The 21,230-nt window shown below is 54.5% G+C and carries 20 protein-coding genes; 14 read left to right on the plus strand and 6 right to left on the minus strand.

Annotated elements, in window-relative coordinates; all coding sequences use genetic code 11:
- Nucleotides 1–53 precede the first annotated feature (53 nt).
- From AB1S56_RS10885 to helD, 3 genes are read left to right on the plus strand one after another with little or no spacing between them, the layout of a single operon-like run.
- Complete coding sequence (locus AB1S56_RS10885; RefSeq protein WP_340867834.1) at nucleotides 54–848, plus strand: ABC transporter ATP-binding protein; 795 nt, start codon at nucleotides 54–56, stop codon at nucleotides 846–848.
- Nucleotides 833–3,181: a hypothetical protein gene (locus AB1S56_RS10890; protein ID WP_340867833.1), complete on the plus strand. Its 2,349-nt coding sequence runs from the start codon at nucleotides 833–835 to the stop codon at nucleotides 3,179–3,181. Before AB1S56_RS10885 ends, AB1S56_RS10890 begins: the two co-directional genes overlap by 16 nt.
- Entirely contained in the window at nucleotides 3,162–5,519 is a 2,358-nt protein-coding gene (gene helD, locus AB1S56_RS10895) for an RNA polymerase recycling motor HelD (protein ID WP_340867832.1), read from the plus strand. The genes AB1S56_RS10890 and helD overlap by 20 nt, the downstream gene beginning before the upstream one ends.
- Before the next feature lie 2 nt (nucleotides 5,520–5,521).
- On the opposite strand, the gene AB1S56_RS10900 is transcribed toward helD, so the two are convergent.
- A complete protein-coding gene (locus AB1S56_RS10900; RefSeq protein ID WP_340867831.1) occupies nucleotides 5,522–6,418 on the minus strand; it encodes a helix-turn-helix transcriptional regulator in 897 nt (298 codons plus the stop codon).
- 675 nt (nucleotides 6,419–7,093) lie between these two features.
- On the opposite strand from AB1S56_RS10900, the gene glgB reads away from it, so the two are divergent.
- The 5 genes from glgB to AB1S56_RS10925 all read left to right on the plus strand — a co-directional run bounded on the left by glgB (nucleotide 7,094) and on the right by AB1S56_RS10925 (nucleotide 14,927).
- On the plus strand, nucleotides 7,094–9,004 hold the full coding sequence (glgB, locus tag AB1S56_RS10905) for a 1,4-alpha-glucan branching protein GlgB (RefSeq protein WP_340867830.1): 1,911 nt from the start codon (nucleotides 7,094–7,096) through the stop codon (nucleotides 9,002–9,004).
- A 16-nt stretch (nucleotides 9,005–9,020) separates the two neighbouring features.
- Nucleotides 9,021–10,187 (plus strand): glucose-1-phosphate adenylyltransferase, encoded by a 1,167-nt coding sequence (locus AB1S56_RS10910; protein WP_340867829.1) that lies wholly within the window; start codon nucleotides 9,021–9,023, stop codon nucleotides 10,185–10,187.
- The gene (glgD, locus tag AB1S56_RS10915; protein ID WP_340867828.1) at nucleotides 10,184–11,296 is read left to right on the plus strand and encodes a glucose-1-phosphate adenylyltransferase subunit GlgD; all 1,113 of its coding nucleotides are present in this window, start codon (nucleotides 10,184–10,186) and stop codon (nucleotides 11,294–11,296) included. Before AB1S56_RS10910 ends, glgD begins: the two co-directional genes overlap by 4 nt.
- Nucleotides 11,297–11,514: 218 nt before the next feature.
- Complete coding sequence (gene glgA / locus AB1S56_RS10920) at nucleotides 11,515–12,978, plus strand: glycogen synthase GlgA (protein WP_340867827.1); 1,464 nt, start codon at nucleotides 11,515–11,517, stop codon at nucleotides 12,976–12,978.
- On the plus strand, nucleotides 12,960–14,927 hold the full coding sequence (locus AB1S56_RS10925) for a glycoside hydrolase family 15 protein (RefSeq protein WP_340867826.1): 1,968 nt from the start codon (nucleotides 12,960–12,962) through the stop codon (nucleotides 14,925–14,927). Before glgA ends, AB1S56_RS10925 begins: the two co-directional genes overlap by 19 nt.
- Before the next feature lie 121 nt (nucleotides 14,928–15,048).
- On the opposite strand, the gene AB1S56_RS10930 is transcribed toward AB1S56_RS10925, so the two are convergent.
- From AB1S56_RS10930 to AB1S56_RS10950, 5 genes are read right to left on the minus strand one after another with little or no spacing between them, the layout of a single operon-like run.
- The gene (locus AB1S56_RS10930) at nucleotides 15,049–15,504 is read right to left on the minus strand and encodes a spore germination protein GerPE (protein ID WP_340867825.1); all 456 of its coding nucleotides are present in this window, start codon (nucleotides 15,502–15,504) and stop codon (nucleotides 15,049–15,051) included.
- Nucleotides 15,470–15,700 carry a hypothetical protein gene (locus AB1S56_RS10935; RefSeq protein WP_340867824.1) on the minus strand — a complete coding sequence of 77 codons (231 nt, stop codon included), beginning with the start codon at nucleotides 15,698–15,700 and terminating at the stop codon, nucleotides 15,470–15,472. Before AB1S56_RS10935 ends, AB1S56_RS10930 begins: the two co-directional genes overlap by 35 nt.
- 6 nt (nucleotides 15,701–15,706) lie before the next feature.
- Complete coding sequence (gene gerPC, locus AB1S56_RS10940) at nucleotides 15,707–16,384, minus strand: spore germination protein GerPC (protein ID WP_340867823.1); 678 nt, start codon at nucleotides 16,382–16,384, stop codon at nucleotides 15,707–15,709.
- A 40-nt stretch (nucleotides 16,385–16,424) separates the two neighbouring features.
- Nucleotides 16,425–16,631: a spore germination protein GerPB gene (locus AB1S56_RS10945; RefSeq protein WP_340867822.1), complete on the minus strand. Its 207-nt coding sequence runs from the start codon at nucleotides 16,629–16,631 to the stop codon at nucleotides 16,425–16,427.
- Entirely contained in the window at nucleotides 16,628–16,861 is a 234-nt protein-coding gene (locus AB1S56_RS10950; RefSeq protein WP_340867821.1) for a spore germination protein, read from the minus strand. The genes AB1S56_RS10945 and AB1S56_RS10950 overlap by 4 nt, the downstream gene beginning before the upstream one ends.
- Nucleotides 16,862–16,999: 138 nt before the next feature.
- Here AB1S56_RS10950 and AB1S56_RS10955 point away from each other — a divergent pair, with 138 nt between their 5' ends.
- From AB1S56_RS10955 to metG, 6 genes are all read left to right on the plus strand, one after another.
- Nucleotides 17,000–17,431 (plus strand): Hsp20/alpha crystallin family protein, encoded by a 432-nt coding sequence (locus AB1S56_RS10955; protein WP_340867819.1) that lies wholly within the window; start codon nucleotides 17,000–17,002, stop codon nucleotides 17,429–17,431.
- Between the two features lie 146 nt (nucleotides 17,432–17,577).
- On the plus strand, nucleotides 17,578–17,778 hold the full coding sequence (locus AB1S56_RS10960) for a hypothetical protein (RefSeq protein ID WP_340867817.1): 201 nt from the start codon (nucleotides 17,578–17,580) through the stop codon (nucleotides 17,776–17,778).
- A 13-nt stretch (nucleotides 17,779–17,791) separates the two neighbouring features.
- Nucleotides 17,792–18,016 (plus strand): hypothetical protein, encoded by a 225-nt coding sequence (locus tag AB1S56_RS10965; RefSeq protein WP_340867814.1) that lies wholly within the window; start codon nucleotides 17,792–17,794, stop codon nucleotides 18,014–18,016.
- A gap of 86 nt (nucleotides 18,017–18,102) precedes the next feature.
- Entirely contained in the window at nucleotides 18,103–18,540 is a 438-nt protein-coding gene (locus AB1S56_RS10970; RefSeq protein ID WP_340867812.1) for a Fur family transcriptional regulator, read from the plus strand.
- A 20-nt stretch (nucleotides 18,541–18,560) separates the two neighbouring features.
- Complete coding sequence (gene yidD, locus AB1S56_RS10975) at nucleotides 18,561–18,773, plus strand: membrane protein insertion efficiency factor YidD (RefSeq protein WP_340868016.1); 213 nt, start codon at nucleotides 18,561–18,563, stop codon at nucleotides 18,771–18,773.
- 378 nt (nucleotides 18,774–19,151) lie between these two features.
- Nucleotides 19,152–21,137: a methionine--tRNA ligase gene (metG, locus tag AB1S56_RS10980; protein ID WP_340867810.1), complete on the plus strand. Its 1,986-nt coding sequence runs from the start codon at nucleotides 19,152–19,154 to the stop codon at nucleotides 21,135–21,137.
- Nucleotides 21,138–21,230 lie beyond the last annotated feature (93 nt).

Consider the following 21,230-nt stretch of genomic DNA (forward strand, 5'->3'; position numbering starts at 1 on the left):
GCCAATCGGTTGTATGATAGAATAGATTGCCAATTGTCGCGGGAGGGGAAACGATGATTATCGAGGTGTCGAATGTGTCATGGGAGCGGGGCCAGGACAGCATTCTGAAGGATATAAGCTGGAGGGTTGGCCAACATGAGCACTGGTGTCTGCTTGGCCTGAACGGCTCCGGCAAAACGACGCTGTTGAATATGCTCAATGGCTACATATGGCCCACAAGCGGGAGTATCAGCGTGCTCTCGCACAGGTTCGGCGAATACGATTTGAGGGAGCTCCGCAAAAGCATTGGCTGGGTCAGTACCTCGTTGCAGCAACGCTTGTATGGAAGTGAATCCGCGCTGCAAATTACGCTTAGCGGCAAATACTCCACTATTGGGGTGTACGACCGAATGGAGGCAGCGGACGAGGAGAGGGCAAGAGCGCTGCTGCAATCCTTAGGCTGCGACAGCCTGATGGACCGCGCTTACCAAACCCTGTCGCAGGGCGAACGACAGCGCGTCTTGATCGCGAGAGCGCTTATGAGCTCTCCCAAGCTGCTGATTCTAGATGAGCCCTGTACAGGCCTGGACGTCTTCGCTCGCGAGAGCCTGTTGTCCATGATTGAAAGGCTTGCCCAAGAGGAGCAAGCTCCGACGATGATTTATGTTACGCATCATATTGAGGAAATTATGCCATGCTTCCAGCATACGCTGCTGCTTAAGCAGGGGGAGGTATTCGCAGCGGATCGGACAGAGAAGGTACTGAATGGAAGTCGAATGAGTCAGTTTTTCGACGTGCCTGTTCATATTGACAAGCGGGACGGAAGGTATTGGCTGTCGGTCAAGGGGGAAATATGGAGGAGCAGGTAGAAGCAATCGCGGGGCAGCCTGCCAGTGACGCAGAGATGCATCCAGTCAGGCCGTCCAGATGGCGAGCAATGGGCCAATGGGTGCGCTGCCGATACAGGCAACGTCTGGCGCGCGATAGCCGAAGCTCCACCTTCGCCTGCGGCGGCTTGGCCCTGTTCAGCGCGGCCGCCATGGGGACCGCGGGGCTTGGCATGCCTACGGGACTTGGCCTGTGGCTGGACATGCTGCTGTTTCAGCTCGTAAATGCGATATTATGGATGATCGTCGGATTTGTGCTGAGCTGTCTTCTTGCCTTTGCTTATGTGCCGCTGCCAAGGCGATTGGCTGCTGCGTTCCTGTATACGACTGCGCAAGGCGCCGTCATTTTGTATTTTACTGAAATCGGAACGAGCTTTGCTATTATTCTCAGTTTCCTGTATACAGGGATCGGCTTGCTGCTGAGCTTGCTTCTTGGGGCGATCAGGACAAGCGCATATCGAGTGGTAACAAAGGCCTCGTTATATGGCGGGCTTGCTATTGCCGTGGCTGTAACGTCCTTCGCTGCTGGCTGGCCTTCGCCACAGAGACTGCCCCTAAGAGAAGCCGCGCATACCGTCCAGGCTGAGGTCGCCGTACAGGCACAGCCATCATCCCCCCTAAGCGACCCCTCACTGCCAGGTCCTTACGGGTTCCGCTCCTTCACTTACGGCAGCGGGGAGGACAAGCATCGCGCAGGCTTCGGTGCCCATACGGATGTCATAACCGAAACGGTGGACGCTTCCGCTTATATAACCAGTTGGTCCAGATTGAAGACGATGTTCTGGGGCTTCGACCAGCGAGAGCTGCCGCTTAACGGTACGGTATGGATGCCTGAGGGGGACGGACCTTTCCCGCTGGTGCTGATTATGCACGGCAATCATCTGATGGAATACTTCTCGGACGGCGGGTATGCCTACCTGGGCGAGCTGCTGGCCAGCCGAGGGATGATTGCCGTGTCGGTCGATGCCAACTTCATGAATTATTCCGTCTGGTCCAGTCTGCCGAATGATGATATGAAGATGCGGGGCTGGCTGCTGCTGAAGCATCTCCAGCAGCTTCAAGCCTTCTCCGGCATGGATGGGGGGGACAATCCGTTCGGAGGACGGATTGATTGGGAGAAAGTAGGGCTGATCGGCCATTCCAGAGGCGGTCAAGCCATTGCCGTCGCGGCGGACCGTGACAGCTGGTTCGCGGACGATGCCTCACTGGAGGGGCTCGACGAGCTGAAGCTTCAAGCGTTGATCGCGATCGCCCCAACGGACAAAGTAATCGATAAGAAATCCGCCAAGCTGAAGGATGTCCATTATTTGACGATCCAGGGGGCGATGGACGGCGATGTCAATCAGTTCAGCGGCGAGCGGCAATATCATAGGGTTACGTTCGGAGCGGGCTCAGAGGCGTTCAAGGCGGCTATCTATCTGTCCCAAGCGAATCATAGTCAGTTCAATACGGCTTGGGGACATAGGGACGAGAGGCTGCCTGGAGGCCTTCTGCTTAACCTTGAGGGCTTGATGCCCGCCCAGGAGCAGCGGCAGGCGGCAAAGGTGTTTATCAGTGCCTTCCTGGAGGCGTCGCTTCACGGGCAGGCGGGCTACAAGGCTCTCTTCCAGGATTATCGCATAGGCTCAGGCTGGCTGCCGCAAGGTTCAACGTTTTATACGGTACGTTATGACGATGCTGGAATGGCCTCCATTGCCGATTTTGAAGCTTCCCGATCCCCGGTTACGGAGACAAGCGGCATGAAGGCTGCTGAGAGAGTCCAGGCCAAGGACCGCGATGATCACAATAAAGGAACATGGGGCATGGCGCTGGAATGGGAGAGGCCGGGCGCGGAGCTGAAGATTGTGTTGCCCAAGGGAAGAAGCGCCTTGCCCCTTGAAGGGGTCGATGGCCTGGCGTTCTCGCTGTCGAATCTGGAGTGGGAGCTGTCAGAGGGCTCCTACGACGCTCTGCTCCCTCCGCTGCCGGAGCTTGAGCTGATAGCGGAAACTCATAGCGGCGCCGAACACTCGCTGCGGCTTTCATCATTCATGCCAGCGCCTGAGCCGGCATACACTTCATTTCTAAGAATAGGGAAGCTGGAGGCCAAAGCCAAAAACAATAAATATAAAAATCCAACGGAGGCTGTAGCCCAGTCTTATCTCATTCCGCTTGCGTTGTTCGAGCATACTAACGCAAAAGCGGAGGCGGAGCCGTTATTGGCATCGGATATAGCCGCGATCACCTTTCGTGTCCACAGTGAACGCGGCAAGGTGATGTTGGACGATATCGGATGGATGCCCAAAGGAGGAGCATATGTCAATTATCGAGAATGAACGTGAAGAAGAGCAAAAAAGAGTAGATCGGCTGACTGCCATTATTGCGCGGCGAATCGAAGGCCTGAGGGTTCGGACGGGCGGCATTCACGGAGAGATTGTCGATATTCGGCGAAACTTCTGGGATGACGTCACCGTCAACTTCGAGGATGCCGCGGAAACAGCGGAGACCTTTGCCAGCATGAAGCAGCAGGCCGAGCTGCTGAATGAGCGAGAGCGCAGCCATCGGCACATGGTGGAGCAGCTATCGACGCTGAATCGACTGCAGGCCTCCCCCTATTTCGGCCGGATCGATCTGCTGGAGGAGGACGCCCCGGAGGGCGCGCAGCCGGATCGCATCTATCTGGGCGTCGGCTCGCTGCTTGACGACAGCGGCGATCAGTATTTGATCTATGACTGGCGCGCGCCTGTATCCAGCCTGTATTACGATTACGGGCCAGGCCCCGTTGTCTATGAGACTCCCGCCGGCGAGGTTCGCGGCGAGATGACGCTGAAGCGGCAATATATCATTCGCGGCGGCGTCATCAAAAGCATGTTCGATACAGGCGTGACGATTGGCGACGAGCTGCTGCAGGAGGTGCTGGGCAAGGGCTCGGACGCGGCTATGAAAAGCATTGTGGCGACGATCCAGCAGGAGCAGAACCGCATCATCCGTAACGAACGCGCGAAGCTGCTGATCGTGCAAGGAGCCGCGGGCAGCGGGAAAACCTCTGCTGCGCTGCAGCGTGCGGCCTACTTGCTGTACCGCTTTCGCGGCTCCTTGACTGCGGATCAGATTGTGCTGTTCTCTCCGAATCCCATGTTCAACAGCTATATTTCGACGGTGCTGCCGGAGCTGGGCGAGCAGAATATGAATCAGACAACGTATCAGGAGCATCTGGAGAGAAGGGTGGGTCAGGAATTTGAGGTGGAGGATCTCTTCGCCCAAATGGAGTATTCCCTAAGGTCACCGGGCACAGCTGAGCATGACATTCGAATGCGAGGCATCAGGGCGAAGGCGAGCGCGGATTTTATCCGGCTGATTGACGATTACGCGGCATCGCTTGGAGAGCGCGGACTTCGCTTCAAATCCATTATGTTCCGGGGACGTCCCCTTATTCCGCATACGGCTATCGCCCGGCGATTCTATGAGCTGGATCGCGGCGTATCGATAGCCAATCGCTTGCGCGAGCTGAGGGGATGGCTGCTGAAGGAGCTGGTGCGGCTTGGCAAGCTGGAGCGGAGCAAAAAATGGGTGGACGAAGCGATCGAGCTTCTGGATAATGAAGCCTACGCGCGCGCTTATGAGGAGCTTCAGCGAAAAAACAAGTTCTCCGAGCAGTCGTACGACGACTTTGCTTCCGAACGCGACTTTCTGGCGGCAGGTGTCGTCCAGGAAAGGTTCAAGAAGCTAAGGAGCCGTGTGAAGCGAGGGCTGTTTTTTGATTTTCCGGCGATATACAAGGCCTTGTATGAGCCGAGGGGAGATAAGGCTTGCCCATGGGGAGCTCCGGGGGAGCTGACGGCCGAGGAGTGGAAGTCGGTGCAGAGCGATACATTGCAGCGGCTGGAGCAGGGCCAGCTGCCTTATGAGGACGCGACGCCTTATTGCTATTTGAAGGAGAAGCTGGAGGGCTTCCATACCCATACGACGGTCAAATACTTGTTTGTCGACGAAGCCCAGGACTATTCTCCCCTTCAATTTCATTATTTGCGCCGTATCTTCCCGAACAGCCGAATGACGCTGCTGGGTGATTTCAATCAGTCCGTCTTCATCCATTCCGGATCGGGCAATGTCTTTCATTCGCTTGGCGAGCTGTTCTCGGAAGAAGAGACAGAACGTATTACGCTGCATAGGAGCTACCGCTCGACGAAGCAGATTATTCGTTTCGCGAGCTCCATCATAGAGGGCGGTGAAGAGATCGAGCCGTTCAACCGGAATGGGGAGGAGCCGAGCGTAACACGCGCTGAACAGGCAAGCGCGATACTAGCGCTTGTTGCCGCGAAGCTTAAGGAGCTGCAAGGGCCAGGCGGCTATATGTCTGTCGCCGTTATCTGCAAGTCTGCTGAGGAGAGCAGGACGTTGTACGGAGAGCTGTCGGGACTGCTGCCCCAAATTCGGCTTATTGAGAAGGAGACGGTCACCTTCGAGAAGGGGCTTGTCGTTATTCCGTCTTATTTGGCCAAGGGTGTCGAATTCGACGCGGTTATTATCGCGGACGCCTCAGAGAATGCTTATCGAAGAGAGGAAGAGCGGAAGCTGTTCTATACGGCTTGCACAAGAGCGATGCATGAGCTTCACCTTTTCTATCACGGCGAGCTCACGCCGTTCCTGCAAGGCCGTAAAGTGGCACATTAACGCTATTTGCGCGTTTCTGGCCAAATTTCATTCATATCTATATCAAGCTCCGAGGCGATCAGCTCAGCTGTGAGTCTCTGGGGCTTGTTTATTTTGCCATTACGCAGCTTGGATATCGTCTGTAGAGATATGCCTGTTGCTTGCGATAGCTGTCCTGCCGAAATATCCCGTTTGGCCATCCATATCTTCAGCTTCATCGATGGATCGATGCTTTCTTCGCTGACTGGCCTGAAATCCCAGATCACAAACGCCATGATGTTGCATTTGCCGGAGCCGTTGCGAATGGGGGAAAACGTCAGGTTGAGCTCCAGCTCGATGCCGCTGAGTTTGCTCGTGTGGAGCGTGATGTTCTTCTCCTCAAAGCGCAAGCAGGCCTCCTCCATCAGCCCGACAATACGCTCCCGTTCGTTCTCCGCAATGAACTGCAGCAAGGTTTCGTCCTCCATCGTCTGCTCCGGCTCCAGCAGAAGCGGCGCCAGGCTGTCGCGAAGAATACGGATGTGCAGGTGCTTGTCGATCATGCCGCTCATGAGCACCTTCCCGCGTTCAACCTGCTGCTGGATCCAGTTGTAAGCGGTCAAATCCTCCGCAATAATGAGCGCTCTTCGGCAGTCCTCCTCAGGCATCTGGGGAAGCGGCAGCTGCTCGATCCGCAAGCATAGCTGCACCTTGGCTTTTGTCCGGATGCGTATTTCGCTTTTGAGAATCCGTTTGGAGAGGTCAATGTTGAAGCGCTCGGCAAGCTCCCGGCCTTCCTTTGCTTTCAGATAGGATAACGAATATCCGATCAGGTCCAGAAAAGCGGGATTGGCGTCCTCTATTAAAACTTCTCCGTTCCTTTGCTTCAATACGATCATCGGCTGATCGAGCACCTGAAAGATTTGCTGATGTAAAGTCAACGATGAGCCTCCTTTATTCCCGTTCTTTCAATTATAATAGACAATTAGCGCAAAAGTCTCTCCATAATTCCATAATTCGACATCGGGATTGTCAGATTTGTTTAGTCCATTTCATTTTTGGTTTAATAATTTAAACTTCAAGGCAGAAAGGAGGGGGATTGTCAGCCTGCTGGCAAAACAGGTCCTGTTCAATCGATATTATGAGCGTACAGCCAACTTTATTGTGCGCCTGTTTCCCGTTAATATTAAGGCGTTATGGGAATAGCCGCAATAACGCTAAAGAACAGGGAGGCGACTCAAATGGATCATTGCAGCATGGAGAACTGTTTAAAGCCGATAAAAGCCAAAGGCTTGTGCGCTATGCATCATCAACGCATGCTTCGTCACGGAGATCCAAACACGGTTCGGCCGAGACGCGTGAAGAAGGTTATCGTGTGCAATTGGGTGAATTGCACCAACAATGCGGTATCCAAAGGATTTTGCGCCAAACACTATTATATTCATAGAGTGTTGAAGGATGGTTGGATTAAGCTTTCATGAATTTCACTTAATGATGTTAAGTAAACTAACGTTTGAATGCCGTTTGCAGACATAATCTATGAAACTGGGGTGTTTCTTTTTCACCGAAACATGTATAATGGGCTTAAATACTATTCCGAAGAGGTGAACCTGCGAATGCTGGCAACGTCTACTCTTTTCGGACTATCCGAAGAGGATATTTACTTGTTCAATCAAGGCTCTTCGTATCACAGCTACCGATTTATGGGCGCGCATCCTATGAAATTCGAGGGCAGATTCGGCGTACGCTTCGCCGTATGGGCTCCGAATGCGCGGGAGGTTCGTGTCATCGGCGCCTTCAACGACTGGGATGGGTCCGCTCACCGCATGCTGCCTATCGGCACGACCGGCGTGCATGCGCTGTTTATCCCCCGGCTGAAGCAAGGCGAGCTGTACAAATACGAGATCGTCGCCGAGGACGGCTCGGTTATACGCAAGGCCGATCCATATGCATTCTTCTCGGAAAGACGCCCTGGCACGGCCTCCATTGTGACCAAGCTGAATGGGCACAAGTGGAAGGACGCCAAGTGGATGCGCTGGAAGAAAAAAAACGCGTCCTATCATCGTCCTCTGCTTATTTATGAGGTTCATGCCGGATCATGGAAGATTAAAGGCAAGGAAGATTTTTATACATACGACGAGCTGGCGGATGAATTGATCCCCTACGTCGTCGAAATGGGATATTCCCATATCGAGCTTATGCCCCTTGCAGAGCATCCGCTCGACCAGTCCTGGGGCTATCAGGTAACGGGCTTCTTCAGCCCTACCAGCCGTTACGGGGATCCGAGCGGACTTAAGCGGTTCGTCGACAGCTGCCATCAAGCCGGCTTGGGCGTTATTCTCGACTGGGTGCCCGGCCATTTCTGCAAGGATGATCACGGCCTTCGCCGCTTTGACGGCACTCCCCTGTTCGAGAGCTCCGATCCCAATCGGGCCGAGCTTCCGCTGTGGGGCACGCTGGCCTTCGATTTCTCTCGCAGAGAGGTGCTAAGCTTCCTGATCTCCAACGCAATGTACTGGATGGACGTCTTCCATATGGACGGCTTCCGGGTTGACGCCGTTGCCAATATGATTAATCTCCACATGGATAAGCCCGAGCATATGCGAGCTTACAACGAGCTCGGCGGCAAGGAAAACCTAGACGCCCTGCGCTTCCTCAAAGCCTTAAACGAAACCTTGTTTCGATATTACCCCGACATCTTGATGATCGCAGAGGATTCCTCCGCCTGGCCCGCCGTTACTTCGCCTACCTATCAGGGAGGCCTTGGCTTCAACTTCAAATGGAATATGGGTTGGATGAATGATTTGCTTCGCTACATGAAGCTTGAACCTAATGACAGGCAACATCACCATCATCTGCTTACTTTTTCGCTATTTTACGCCTTCTCTGAAAACTATGTGCTGCCCCTGTCGCACGACGAGGTTGTACACGGCAAACGTTCCTTGCTGAACAAGCTGCCAGGCACCTATGAGGATAAATTCCATCAGCTGCGGCTGCTCTACGGCTATTGGATGGCCCACCCCGGCAAAAAGCTGCTGTTCATGGGCGGGGAGTGGGGGCAATTCGACGAATGGAAAGACGCCGACATGCTGGACTGGATGGTTCTGGAGTATGAATCCCACCAGCGCATGCACACCTTCGTGCGAGAGCTGAACCACATGTACAAGGAAACGCCGTCGCTATGGGAGAGGGATCGGGATCCCGAAGGCTTCCAATGGATCGACGTTCATAATGCGCAGCAATGCGTCATATCCTTTATCCGTCGCGGTCGATCAAGCTTCACCGTCACCATCGCGAACTTCTCCTCGCACGATTATCGCGATTATCGCGTTGGAGTTCCCGAGCCTGGACGCTATGCCCCTCTCATCCATACCGCAGACGCGCGTTTCGGGGGCAGTCTGGAGAACGCGGCAAAGACCTGCTTCACCAGTGACGACATCAAGTGGCATGGCCTGAGTCAAAGCATCTCGATTCATCTCCCCCCCTACACCTTACTGCTGCTGACCTGCTTGGGGGATACACAATAACAAGGAGTTGGTGTCCATGGGCCGTAAAGAAATGATAGCTATGCTGCTCGCAGGCGGCGAAGGAAAACGATTGGGCGTATTGACAAGAGACCTGGCCAAGCCGGCCGTCTACTTCGGAGGGAAATATCGCATCATTGATTTTACGCTTAGCAATTGCGCGCATTCCGGCATCGATACGGTCGGCGTGCTTACGCAATACCAGCCGCTTGAGCTCAATCGCTATCTTGGCATCGGCAGTCCATGGGGACTGGACCGCAGAGACGGCGGCATGGCGATTCTGCCGCCTTACGTCAAGCAGAAGGGCGGTGTCTGGTACAAGGGCACAGCAAACGCCATCTATCAAAACATGGCGTTTATTGAACGCTACAATCCGGAATACGTGCTTGTGATATCCGGCGATCACATCTATAAGATGGATTACGAGCTGATGCTGAATCATCATAAGCAATGCGGAGCGGATGTCACGATCGCGGGCATTGAGGTGGATTGGAAGGAAGCCAGCCGCTTCGGCGTTATGCACGTCGACGATGAGGACCGAATTACCGCGTTCGAGGAGAAGCCAAAAAACCCAACCAGCAACATTGCCTCGATGGGCGTCTACATATTCACCTGGCGAGCGCTGCAAAAATATTTGATCTACGATGAAGCCAATCGGAATTCCAGCCATGACTTCGGCAAGGATGTTATTCCGGCGATGATGCGGGATGGACTCCGCATGCATGCCTATTCCTTCAAGGGTTATTGGAAGGATGTCGGCACCATCGAATCGCTGTGGGAGGCCAATATGGATCTGCTCGCTGACGAGCCAGCGCTGTCCCTGTATGATCCGGAATGGCGCATCTACTCCGTAAGCGCGAACAGACCGGCTCAGCTGACAACGGATACGGCGGAGGTGACATCCTCGCTGGTGACGGAGGGCTGCATTGTCGAGGGCATCGTCGACAAGTCGGTGCTGTTCTCAGGGGTGCACTCGGAGATCGGCAGCCTCGTGACGGAATCCGTCATTATGCCGAACGTTCGGATTGGAGCTGGAGCCCAAATTCATAGGGCCATTATCGGAGAAGGGGCAGTTATTCAAGCCGGCGCGACGATCGGAGATCCCCATTCCGATGCCATCACCGTTGTTGCCGTTGATCAATTTGTTGCCGTCGATCATCAACTACTGGAGGTGGAGCCGTCATGAAGCATAACGTCCTTGGTGTCATTAATCTCATTCACGAAACCGACGAGCTGGAACGCCTGACGCAAAGCCGCTGCCTGGCGACAGTGCCCTTCGGCGCCAGATACCGCCTCATTGATTTTGCGCTGTCGAGTATGGTGAATTCCGGCATCAACAAGGTGGCGGTGTTCGCTCACACCAAATACCGCTCCTTGATGGATCATCTGGGCTCCGGCAAGCACTGGGACCTGCAGCATCGGCAAAGCGGCTTGTTTATTCTGCCGCCCGCAACGGACGACATTCAGGAGATCAGCCGCGGCGACCTGTATCACTTCTATCAGCACCGGGATTATTTCCAGCGTTCCTCGCTGGAATACGTGGTGATCACTCGCAGTCATATGGTGTGCAATGTGGACTTCGACGATGTGATCCGCTGCCATAGAGAGCAGGGCTCCGATATTACGGTCGTGTGCAAGAGGGAGCCGAACCATACGCATGGCAAAGCCCGCAAGGTCAGAATGGACAGCGACGGAAGGATTACGGCGATCCAGGACCACTTCGGAAGAATGATCAGCGACGTGATATCCATGGAGATGTACGTGATGCGCAAGGAGCTGCTGATGGAGCTGGTCGAGACTTCGCTGGCGCAAGGCCAGGATCATCTTGTGCGTCATGCGATATTTTCCAGGCTTGGGGAGCTTCAGGTGCGAGGCTATATGTACGATGGGTATCTCGGCGTCGTTAACACGATTCCCAGCTACTTCGAGCACAGCATGAGACTGCTGGAGCCGGCGGTATGGAAGGAGCTGTTCTTCAAGCCGGGCCTTATCTATACCAAGGTTAAGGATGAGCCTCCGACAAGGTATTCCACCACCTCCAAGGTGACCAATTCCATGATCGCGAACGGCTGCCGGATTGAGGGAACAGTCGTGAACAGCATTCTGTTCAGGGGTGTGCATGTCGAGAAGGGCGCTATAGTCAAAGACAGCATTATTATGCAGAATGGCCATGTCGGCGAGAACAGCTTTGTCTACAACAGCGTGCTGGACAAAGACGTTGTCGTGGAGGGCGATCGGGATATTCGGGGCGCGGCGGGCGCACCGTTCCTCGCCGGCAAGAGGAAAATTATCTAGGGCGTGTCTGAAAACCCGTTCAGTGGCACCTTTCACCGCCTTTTCGCCCCCTGCTTCGTTCCGTTTGCTTGACGTACCCCCGGGTACGCCTTCACAAACGCGCCTTGCATGGAACAAAAATTCGGCAAAATTTGCTGCCCTCAGAGTTCTCAGACACACCCTAATAGAGAATCGGCGTATAAGCCGTAAGCAAGAATTGGATAGGAGGCTGGAGATCAATGAATATACTGTTCGCAACCTCAGAAGCGGTGCCGCTGGCGAAGACGGGAGGTCTCGCCGATGTGGCCGGGGCGCTGCCCAAAGCGCTGAATGGGAGGGGAGCCGATGTCAGAGTCGTGCTGCCCAAATACGAAGAAATTGCGGAAGCCTACATCGGGGAATTTCAATTATTGGCGGAGTTTCAAGTCAGCTTCGGCTGGCGCAACCAGTATTGCGGCCTGCTGGCCGCCCGAATTGACGGCGTCATGTATTATTTGATCGACAACGAATTTTATTTCCGCAGGAGAGGTCTTTACGGCTACGGCGACGATGCGGAGCGCTTCGTGTTCTTCTGCTTTGCGGTGATGGAGGCTGTTCGTTATATGGGCTTCCATCCCAGCATTGTGCACTGCCATGATTGGCAGACCGGACTTATTCCATTTCTACTGCGCACCCGTTACGCCTTCGATCCGGCCTGGGCTTATACGAAATCCGTATTTACCATCCATAATCTGAAATATCAAGGCATCTTCGGCATGGAGCTTATGAAGGAGCTTACGGGCGCGGGCGATGATATGTTTGTTCCGGACAAGCTGGAATACCACGGCGCAGCCAGCTGCATGAAAGGCGGGCTGGTGTACGCGGACAAGCTGACCACGGTTAGTCCCACCTATGCCAGCGAGATTCAAACCGCTTATTTCGGCGAGGGGCTGGACGAGCTGCTCCGATTCCGTTCAGGAGATCTGGTCGGCATCGTCAACGGCATCGACACGGAGCTATTCGATCCTATGAATGATGCGGCGCTTCACACGCCTTATCGCGGCTCCTTGTCACGCAAGCGCAAGAACAAAACGGATCTGCAGAGGGAGATGGGACTGCCGGAAGCGGCGGATGTGCCGCTGATCGGGATCGTATCCCGATTGGTGGAGCAGAAGGGCTTCGACCTCATCGCGGCGACGCTGGATGAGCTGCTGCAGGACGAGGTTCAGCTGATCGTATTGGGCGCCGGCGAATGGCAATACGAGGAGCTGTTCCGGAGCGCGGCCTCCAGGTATCCGGATAAAGCAGCCATGTGGCTGGGCTACAGCGATCGGATGGCCAGACGCATCTACGCGGGCTGCGACATGTTCGCAATGCCCTCCAAATTCGAGCCTTGCGGGCTGAGCCAATTAATAGCGTTAAGATATCGAACCGTGCCGATTGTAAGAGAAACCGGCGGCCTGCGGGATACTGTTCAGCCATTCAATGAATATACTGGTGAAGGGAACGGCTTCAGCTTCGCCAATTATAACGCGCATGAATATTTGGATACGGTGAGGAAAGCGATCGCTGCCTATAGGCGGGAGGAGGTATGGAAGCGGATCGTCGAGAACGGAGCGCGGGCGGATTATAGCTGGAGCAGCTCCGCCAAAGCTTATATGGACGTTTACTCGCAATTGTTGTCTGATCGAAAGGAGAGCGAACCATGGCCCGTCATCTCGTAATCGGCAATGGCAAGATGCTGCTTAATCTCGACCAGCACTGCTATATCCGCGATATTTATTATCCCTTTGTTGGTCAGCTCAATCATGTAGGAGGGCACTATTGCCGCTTCGGTATATGGGTAGAGGGTGTATTCTCGTGGCTGGATGAGCCGGAATGGCGATTCGAGCTGGATTATATCGACGATTCTATGGTGACCAACATAACGGCCAGGCATGAGAGGCTTGGAATAGAGCTGTCCATGAACGACGGCATTCATCAACGGGAATGTATCTATATCAAGCGGGTAGTGGTTCATAACCACTTCCGCGACGCCCGCGAAATTCGTCTTTTTTTCCATCAGGATCTGATGATTGAGGGCTCCGAGGTCGGGGATACGGCCGTGTATTATCCCGATAATCATACGCTGTATCATTACAAGCGGTCGAATTACTTTATGTTCAACGGCTCCTCCGACGAAGGCGGCATGATGCAATATTCCACCGGGATCAAGCGATTCCAATCGGCAGAAGGGACATGGCGCGACGCGGAGGACGGCGTGCTGATGGGCAATACGATTGCCCAAGGCTCCGTCGACAGCACGATCAGCTTCCGCTCGCGGATTGAGCCGCATGGGGAGAAGACGTTCTATTACTGGATGTCGATCGGCAAAAACCTGGAGGAGGTCAAGGAGCTCGATCATTACGTGCAGGAGAGCCACCCGGAGAAGCTGCTCAGCCGAATGGTCGTCTATTGGAATCATTGGCTGCGCAGAGCCGAAACGGATCTCGGCGATCTGCCTCCGCAGGTTGTGAAGCTGTTCCGTCAAAGCCTGCTGCTCGTCCGTACGCAGGTGGACGAACGAGGCGCGATTCTGGCGGCGAACGATACGGATATTCTGCAATATAATCGCGACCATTACAGCTATATGTGGCCCCGAGACGGCGCATTGATCGCCGAAGCGATGTCTATGGCGGGCTATCAAAGCGTCATTGCGCCATTCTTCCATTTCTGCGCGACCGCGCTGGCGCCTGACGGCTATCTGTATCACAAATATAATCCGGACGGAACGGTCGGCTCCAGCTGGCATCCGTATATTGTTCAGGGCAGCAAGCGATTGCCGATTCAGGAGGATGAGACCGCGCTGGTGTTGTTCGCGCTGTGGAAGGATTATACCCGCAACGGCGTCATCGAGCTTCCGCAATCGCTCTACAGCAATCTGATTCGCAAATCCGCATCATTCCTGAGCGAATATATGGAGCCCGCGTTGTCGCTGCCGAAGCCGAGCTATGACCTGTGGGAGGAGCGCTACGGAATCTGGACGTATACAGCGGCTTCCGTCTACGGCGGTCTTATGGCTGCAGCGTTCTTCACGGATTTATTCGGCGATTATGAACGAAGCGATCATTACAAGAGTGTGGCTGGCGTGATCAAGCAGGGGATGCTGACGCATCTGTGGGATGAGGAAGCGGGGAGATTCGCTCGCGGACTGATTCAGAAGGACAATCGCTGGGTAAAGGATATGACGCTGGAGAGCAGCATGTTCGGCGTATGGGAATTCGGCGTGCTGCCGGTTGACGATTACCGAGTGGCCAGTACGATGAATGCCATCAAGGAAGGGCTGCGGGTCAAAACGGAGATCGGCGGCATCGCCAGGTATACGAATGATTATTACTTCCAGCAGACAGGCGATATCGACAAAGTGCCTGGCAATCCATGGATTATATGTACACTGTGGGTCGCCAATTTCGAGATTGACTCCGCTAAGTCACTGGCGGATCTGGAAGGGCCCAAGCGGACGCTTGAATGGGTAGCGAAGCACGCGCTCCAGAGCGGCATGCTGCCAGAGCAGCTGAATCCCTATGACGGAGCTCCGTTGTCTGTCGCGCCGCTTACGTGGTCGCATGCGACAATCGTGCAGAGCGTATGCAAATACGCGGCGAAATACCGGGAGCTTAGCCGCGAGGCATAGACTGGAGAGAAACAAAGGCTGCTTGCAGCCGCGGTATTTGCCGCGGATGCAGGCAGCCTTTGTTAAAATTTAAGAAGGTATAAGTGTTCTCTATACTGGGCTTATATTAAGCTTCCATTCTTCACTTTATAGCGTCATCGGGAAGAGGAGCAGGCTGCTGCTTTGGAAATTGGCGAATGTGCTTAATACGGGAGTCGCCGCCTACCAGTCTGCTGTTGCCCAGTTGAACGCTGGCTGCACTGCCCGCCGCGATGATTCGGATATAGCCGACCCGGATGCAAGGCTCGGCATGGCTGAAGGCCGCTGGCATATCCTCCTCATCAGCCGTAGGATCTACTAGGATCGCATAGGGCTTGCTGAAGATGGAATACGATTCGAAATAGACATTGCCGGCCTCCGTATGATCCTCTTTGCGCTGAACGGCAAGCGCCCTGAGTGTTGCGCGCGTCTCTCCTCGGTCCCCGATCTGTATCGCCGCTGAGGAGGCGGCGCTGATTATGCATAATGCTCCCACCTGAGAGGTGCGATACGGATAAGCGGCGTCAGAGAGTCTGGACACTTGACTCTCCAATCGCATCGTCTGCGCCCTCAGGCGTCGGGAATGGGGCGAGAGGTCCTACGATGACAGACTCCGGGGGCGTGTCGAACATCGAATTTAATTGGATGCGGTCTGTATCGCCGATTTGAAGCATGGAAGCGCTGGAAACGCCCAGCACTTCAATTTGACCTACGGCTAACGTGTGATTCGTTACATGAAGCTGAATGGCAGGCATCTATCGTTAACCTCCTATATCCGCATTGCCTTGCTTGAGCCTCTTCATATAGGCGCTGATGGCCGCTTCTGCGTCTCTTCTTGTCTTGTCATAGATGCGGTTCGCAATCAGATCGGGGTACAGCGCGGCGGAATCCTGAGCGCTTGCTTGCGAAGCTTGCATATAATATTGAATCCGCGACGGCATCTGCTTGCGGATGTCTTCGACGATGATTCTGCGATGATAGGGATCCAGAGGAAGCTCCAGCTCCTGCTCATGGTTTAATATAAGCCCATGAGCCTCGGAGTCCAGGAAGCTGTTCAGCCTGGCCAGCACGTCCTGGAACGGAGCGCCTGGCTGGCTCTGGACCGCATTGGCGGCAGGGTACACGTTGCCTTGGCCCAGCGAGAGCTGTCCAACGCTGTCCATCGCTTCCCCCTGTTCGTTTTTTTCCACAGCATCAAGCTCGGGGGCGGACATGCCGATATTCAGCGTGCCCTCCAGCTTCTCGACCTTCAGCTGATCGAAATGATATTGGATGTTCTCAATCGTATATTTCGGTTTCTCTTCCAGCTTCTTCAGACGCGCGGTGAGCTCAACGACCGTCTCCTCCAGAGCGGCGATACGGTTATCCTGGGCCTGAAGCTTCTGCTGCACCTGATAAGACCATACCTCCCAGGGGGATAGCTGGCTGTCGTCCTTCATCCTGTCACGCTCCTCTCGTTCGCCGGAGACTTGCCCGGTGCTATGCGGGGTTAGGCAGAGGCACGAAGGACAGCGGGTTATCCTCTCCCGTAAGCTCGGGAGCAGGACCCGTGAAGCCTCCCGTATTATACAGCTGCGATAAGGAGCGAATCGAGCCGGCGCTGCCGACCTGCAGAACTGAGCTGTTCGCCACGCTGTCAACCCGCAATTGCTTGATTGTGATGGTCTGATAAATGGTCAGGCTCATACGATATTCGCTCCGTTCGGCACATTCACATTGTCCTGAAGGTCGGGATCCAATGAGTTGGTAGCGCTGACGGCGTTATTGGAATTCGTCAGGCTGCCCGTCAAAAAGGAGCCGGAGCCCGCATATGTCTTGGAGTTGCTGGAAGGCGAAACCTGGAGCGTGTCGCCGAACTGGACGATGGAGCCTGATCCTACGCTTACGACTTTGACAAAACCGACTACGGCTGGCATAGCGTATCACTCCCATTCATGTCATCTCTCCTATAGTCTATGCGGCATTCGCCCAGAGGTGACTTCCTGGTAAGTATCGTAACGCTGGGCATTCGCATATGCTGGCTTATGAGCGCCGGGAGGGTGGTGAACGCGTGTATGTCTTCGAATTGGGATGACCTGGAGAGATGGATGGAGGGGCAGCAGCTGCCAAGAGGCTTTGAGGTGCTGCGCGAGCCGGATTGGGTGGAGCGATTCGTCAGAAGAATGATGACCAAATCGCTGCCCGAAATCGCTGGCCGTATAACCGGCACGGGAGCCGCCGCAACCAAGGAATCCAAACAATATATTAGCGTCACGCTGAAGCTGCCGCCCGGCACGGAGCAAGGATCGCTTCGCGTATTGGTGAGAGAGGACGCTCTGCGTATTGAAGGCCTGCCAGGCGGCAAGCATGAGCTTGTCAGATTGCCTAAGCTGGTGAAGCCCCGGGTTTGCCGGGCAAGTGTCAGCGAAGGCACCCTTCACGTGAAGCTGCGGAAAAGAGCAGGCTCGCGAATGTTCCATGAGCATGCGGTTCATTGGTTGAAATAGGCAGGGTGCGGCGAGCCACCTGCCTATTCATGCTGGAATTGTCACATAATCGACGGAATTCGAGTCGCGTAAAGCTGGATAATAAGCGGGGCTTCCCTTATAATGGCTAGTGGAGTGTACCTATTGGGACTAAAGGGGTGTCGTTCGTGTCATTGGTAGATGTAAGCAGTGTGTCTGCTTCGTTATTTATACTTGGCGTCGTTTTTTTGTTGCTTATATTCGGACTTCTAAGTCTGGGCATTCTGCGTATGTTCCAGCAGAAATTCAGGACAGGCTGGTTCTGCTTCGCCGGAGCGATCATCAGCTTCAGCGTGTTTATGTTTATTTTGAACAAATGGTACGTATAGCGGAGGTTTGAACATGTTCTGGACTGCGGTGTGGTTTGTTGTCAACATGCTGTTCGTCGCGTCGCTGATCATATGCTTGTTCATGCAGAGAGCGGTTACGATCGGAAGGCTGCAGGAGGCATCAGAGGATCGGGTGAAGACGCTGAAGGGCAGACGAAATGTGATGGCGGCAATCGCTGTGCTGCTATTCGCGGCGATGTGCGCCAGCATCGTTATTAATATGAAAGTGAACGGTTAACAGGCTGTTCATACCGGCTCTCATTGACGAGAGCTTTTTTTTTGGGCATTATGAGAATAGAATCTATTCAATTCGGAGGATCTGCTATGCAAACTGTAGAAGAAATCGTCGGGCGAATGTCGAGTCGCGGCTTGCGCGTAACAGACCAGCGGAAGACGCTCGCCAAGCTGTTCGCGGATACGCCAGGCTATCTGTCACCGAAGGATGTCTATGAATATATGGGGAAAACGTATTCTGGTCTCAGCTTCGATACGGTGTACCGGAATTTGCGCGTGATGGAGGAGCTGGGCGTCCTTGAACAGATTATGTTTGAGGATGGCGTCAAATTCAAGCTGCACTGCCGGGAGGAGCATCATCATCACCATATGATTTGCCTGCAATGCGGCCATACGTATCCCATCACCTTCTGCCCCATGGAGCAGACAGCCATTCCGCAGGACTTCCGCGTCGTTAAGCATAAATTCGAGGTATTCGGCTATTGCAAGGATTGTGCCCAGGAAGAAGCGGCAGCGCCGCAGGCATGACGGAGCGGGGCAGAAGCGTAATGGTTCGCCGGGTTGTCCAGGCGCCGATTCATGTTTACCGCAAAGTGATCTCGCCCATCCTGCCGCCCTCCTGCCGGTTCTATCCGACATGCTCCGCATACGCGCTGGAAGCCATTGAACGCCATGGCGCGGCGAAGGGTACATGGCTGGCGGCGAAACGAATCGCGAGATGCCATCCCTTCCATCCGGGCGGTTATGATCCCGTGCCGTAGAGCTCGCCTTGACAGCGGGGCGCCGGATTCGGTATATTTTATTCAATATAGTTGCCAGTGAATGGATGAGTACAGCGGAGAGCCCTTCGCAGAGAGCCGGGCAGTACGGTGAAAGCCGGCAAGGGATGAAGCTGGAAGATGGTCCGGGAGGCACTCTGTTCGAGCCAGGCGCTTCAGGCGCAGGGTAAGGATGGGGCGTATCGTCCGCGTTAAGGACGCTGCCGTCGACGGACGGCGCATGAAGCGGCAACGCGAGCAGTAAGCGCGGCCGGAAGTTGGGTGGCACCACGTGAGCTAAGCGCTCTCGTCCCATGATGGACGGGAGCTTTTTGTGTTTTCTGGAACATTTGACTCTATTTGATCCTGGAGGGAATTGAAATGGCTGAAGAGAAATCGTTTTATATTACAACTCCGATTTATTATCCCAGCGACAAGCTGCATATCGGGCATGCCTACACGACGGTAGCCGGCGACGCGATGGCTCGTTACAAGAGGCTTCGCGGCTACAAGGTATGGTACTTGACCGGAACGGACGAGCATGGCCAGAAGATCGAACGCAAGGCCAAGGAGAATGACAAAACGCCGCAGCAGTTCGTCGACGATATTGTGGTTGGCATTAAGGAGCTGTGGAGCAAGCTCGAAATTTCGAATGATGACTTTATCCGGACAACGGAGGAGCGGCACAAAACGGCTGTCGAGGCTATATTTCAAAGGCTTCTGGAGCAGGATGACATCTATAAGGGCGAATACGAGGGCTGGTATTGTACGCCATGCGAATCCTTCTTCCTGGAGCGCCAGCTGGCTGACGGTAAATGCCCGGACTGCGGGCGCGCCGTCGAATTGGTGAAGGAGGAAAGCTATTTCTTCCGCATGAGCAAATACGCGGACAAACTGCTCCAGCATTACGAGCAGTATCCGGGGTTCATTCAACCGGAATCCCGCAAGAACGAAATGATCAACAACTTTATTAAGCCGGGTCTGGAGGACCTGGCGGTGTCGCGGACAACGTTCGACTGGGGCATAAAGGTTCCCGGAGATCCCAAGCATGTTATCTATGTTTGGATCGACGCGTTATCGAACTACATCACAGCACTCGGCTATGGCCAAGAAGGCGGCGATAGTCTGTACAAGCAGTTCTGGCCTGCCGACGTCCACCTGGTGGGCAAGGAGATCGTTCGCTTCCATACGATCTACTGGCCGATTATGCTGATGGCCTTGGACTTGCCGCTGCCGAAGAAGGTATTCGCGCATGGCTGGCTGCTGACGAAGGAAGGCAAGATGTCCAAATCCAAAGGCACAGTTATCGACCCGGTGGTGCTGATCGACCGCTTTGGTCTGGATGCGCTTCGTTATTACTTGCTGCGCGAGGTGCCGTTCGGCGCGGACGGCGCGTTCACCCCGGAAAACTTCGTAGAGCGGATCAACTTCGACCTGGCGAACGATCTTGGCAATCTGCTGAACCGTACAGTCGCTATGATTGACAAATATTTTGACGGCCTCGTACCGGGCTATGCCGGTCCAGTCACGCCGTTCGACGCGCCGCTCGAGACGCTGGCGAACGAGACGGTGACGATGGTGGAGGACGCGCTTGAACGGATGGAGTTTTCGGTGGCGTTGTCCGCTCTGTGGCAATTCGTCAGCCGCACGAACAAATATATCGACGAGACCCAGCCATGGGCGCTGGCGAAGGATGAAGGCAAAAAGAAGGAGCTTGCTTCGGTTATGCATCATCTGGCCGAATCGCTGCGAATCATCTCCATCATGCTCCAGCCGTTCCTGACCCATGCTCCCGTGGAAATGTGGAGACAGCTGGGCATCAAGCCTGGAGAGCTGACCACTTGGGAAAGCATGCAAGCATTCGGACGTCTTCCCGGCGGAACGAAGGTGGTAAAAGGAGATCCCATCTTCCCAAGACTGGATATGGAGGCGGAGGCAAGCTTTATCGCTTCGTCGATGAGCGGCGGCGTGAAGCCGGCTGCTGAAGCCGCAGCGCCAGCGGCTGAGAAGAGCGCTGAAGCCGCTCCCGCACCGTCGGACAGGGAGGAGATTGGCATTGACGACTTCGCTAAGGTGGAGCTGCGCGTTGCCCAGGTGCTGGCAGCGGAGCCGGTGCCGAAGGCGGATAAGCTGCTGAAGCTGCAGCTGGATCTTGGCTACGAGCAACGCCAGGTTGTGTCCGGCATCGCCAAGTTCTACAAGCCGGAGGAGCTGATCGGCCGCAAAGTCATTTGCGTTACGAATCTGAAGCCGGTGAAGCTCCGCGGCGAGATGTCGCAAGGCATGATATTGGCCGCCTCGCACGGCGACCAGCTTGACCTTGCCACAGTGCCTGACAGCATGCCGAATGGCGCCGTTGTGAAATAATCACAAGGAGCAATTCCAATATTTATCGTTGACAGGCTGTTGTATCCATCATATAATTCGAAACGTAATCATAACGATTACTAAAAAGATAGT

It is taken from the genome of Paenibacillus sp. PL2-23 (assembly GCF_040834005.1).
Classification (GTDB): domain Bacteria; phylum Bacillota; class Bacilli; order Paenibacillales; family Paenibacillaceae; genus Pristimantibacillus.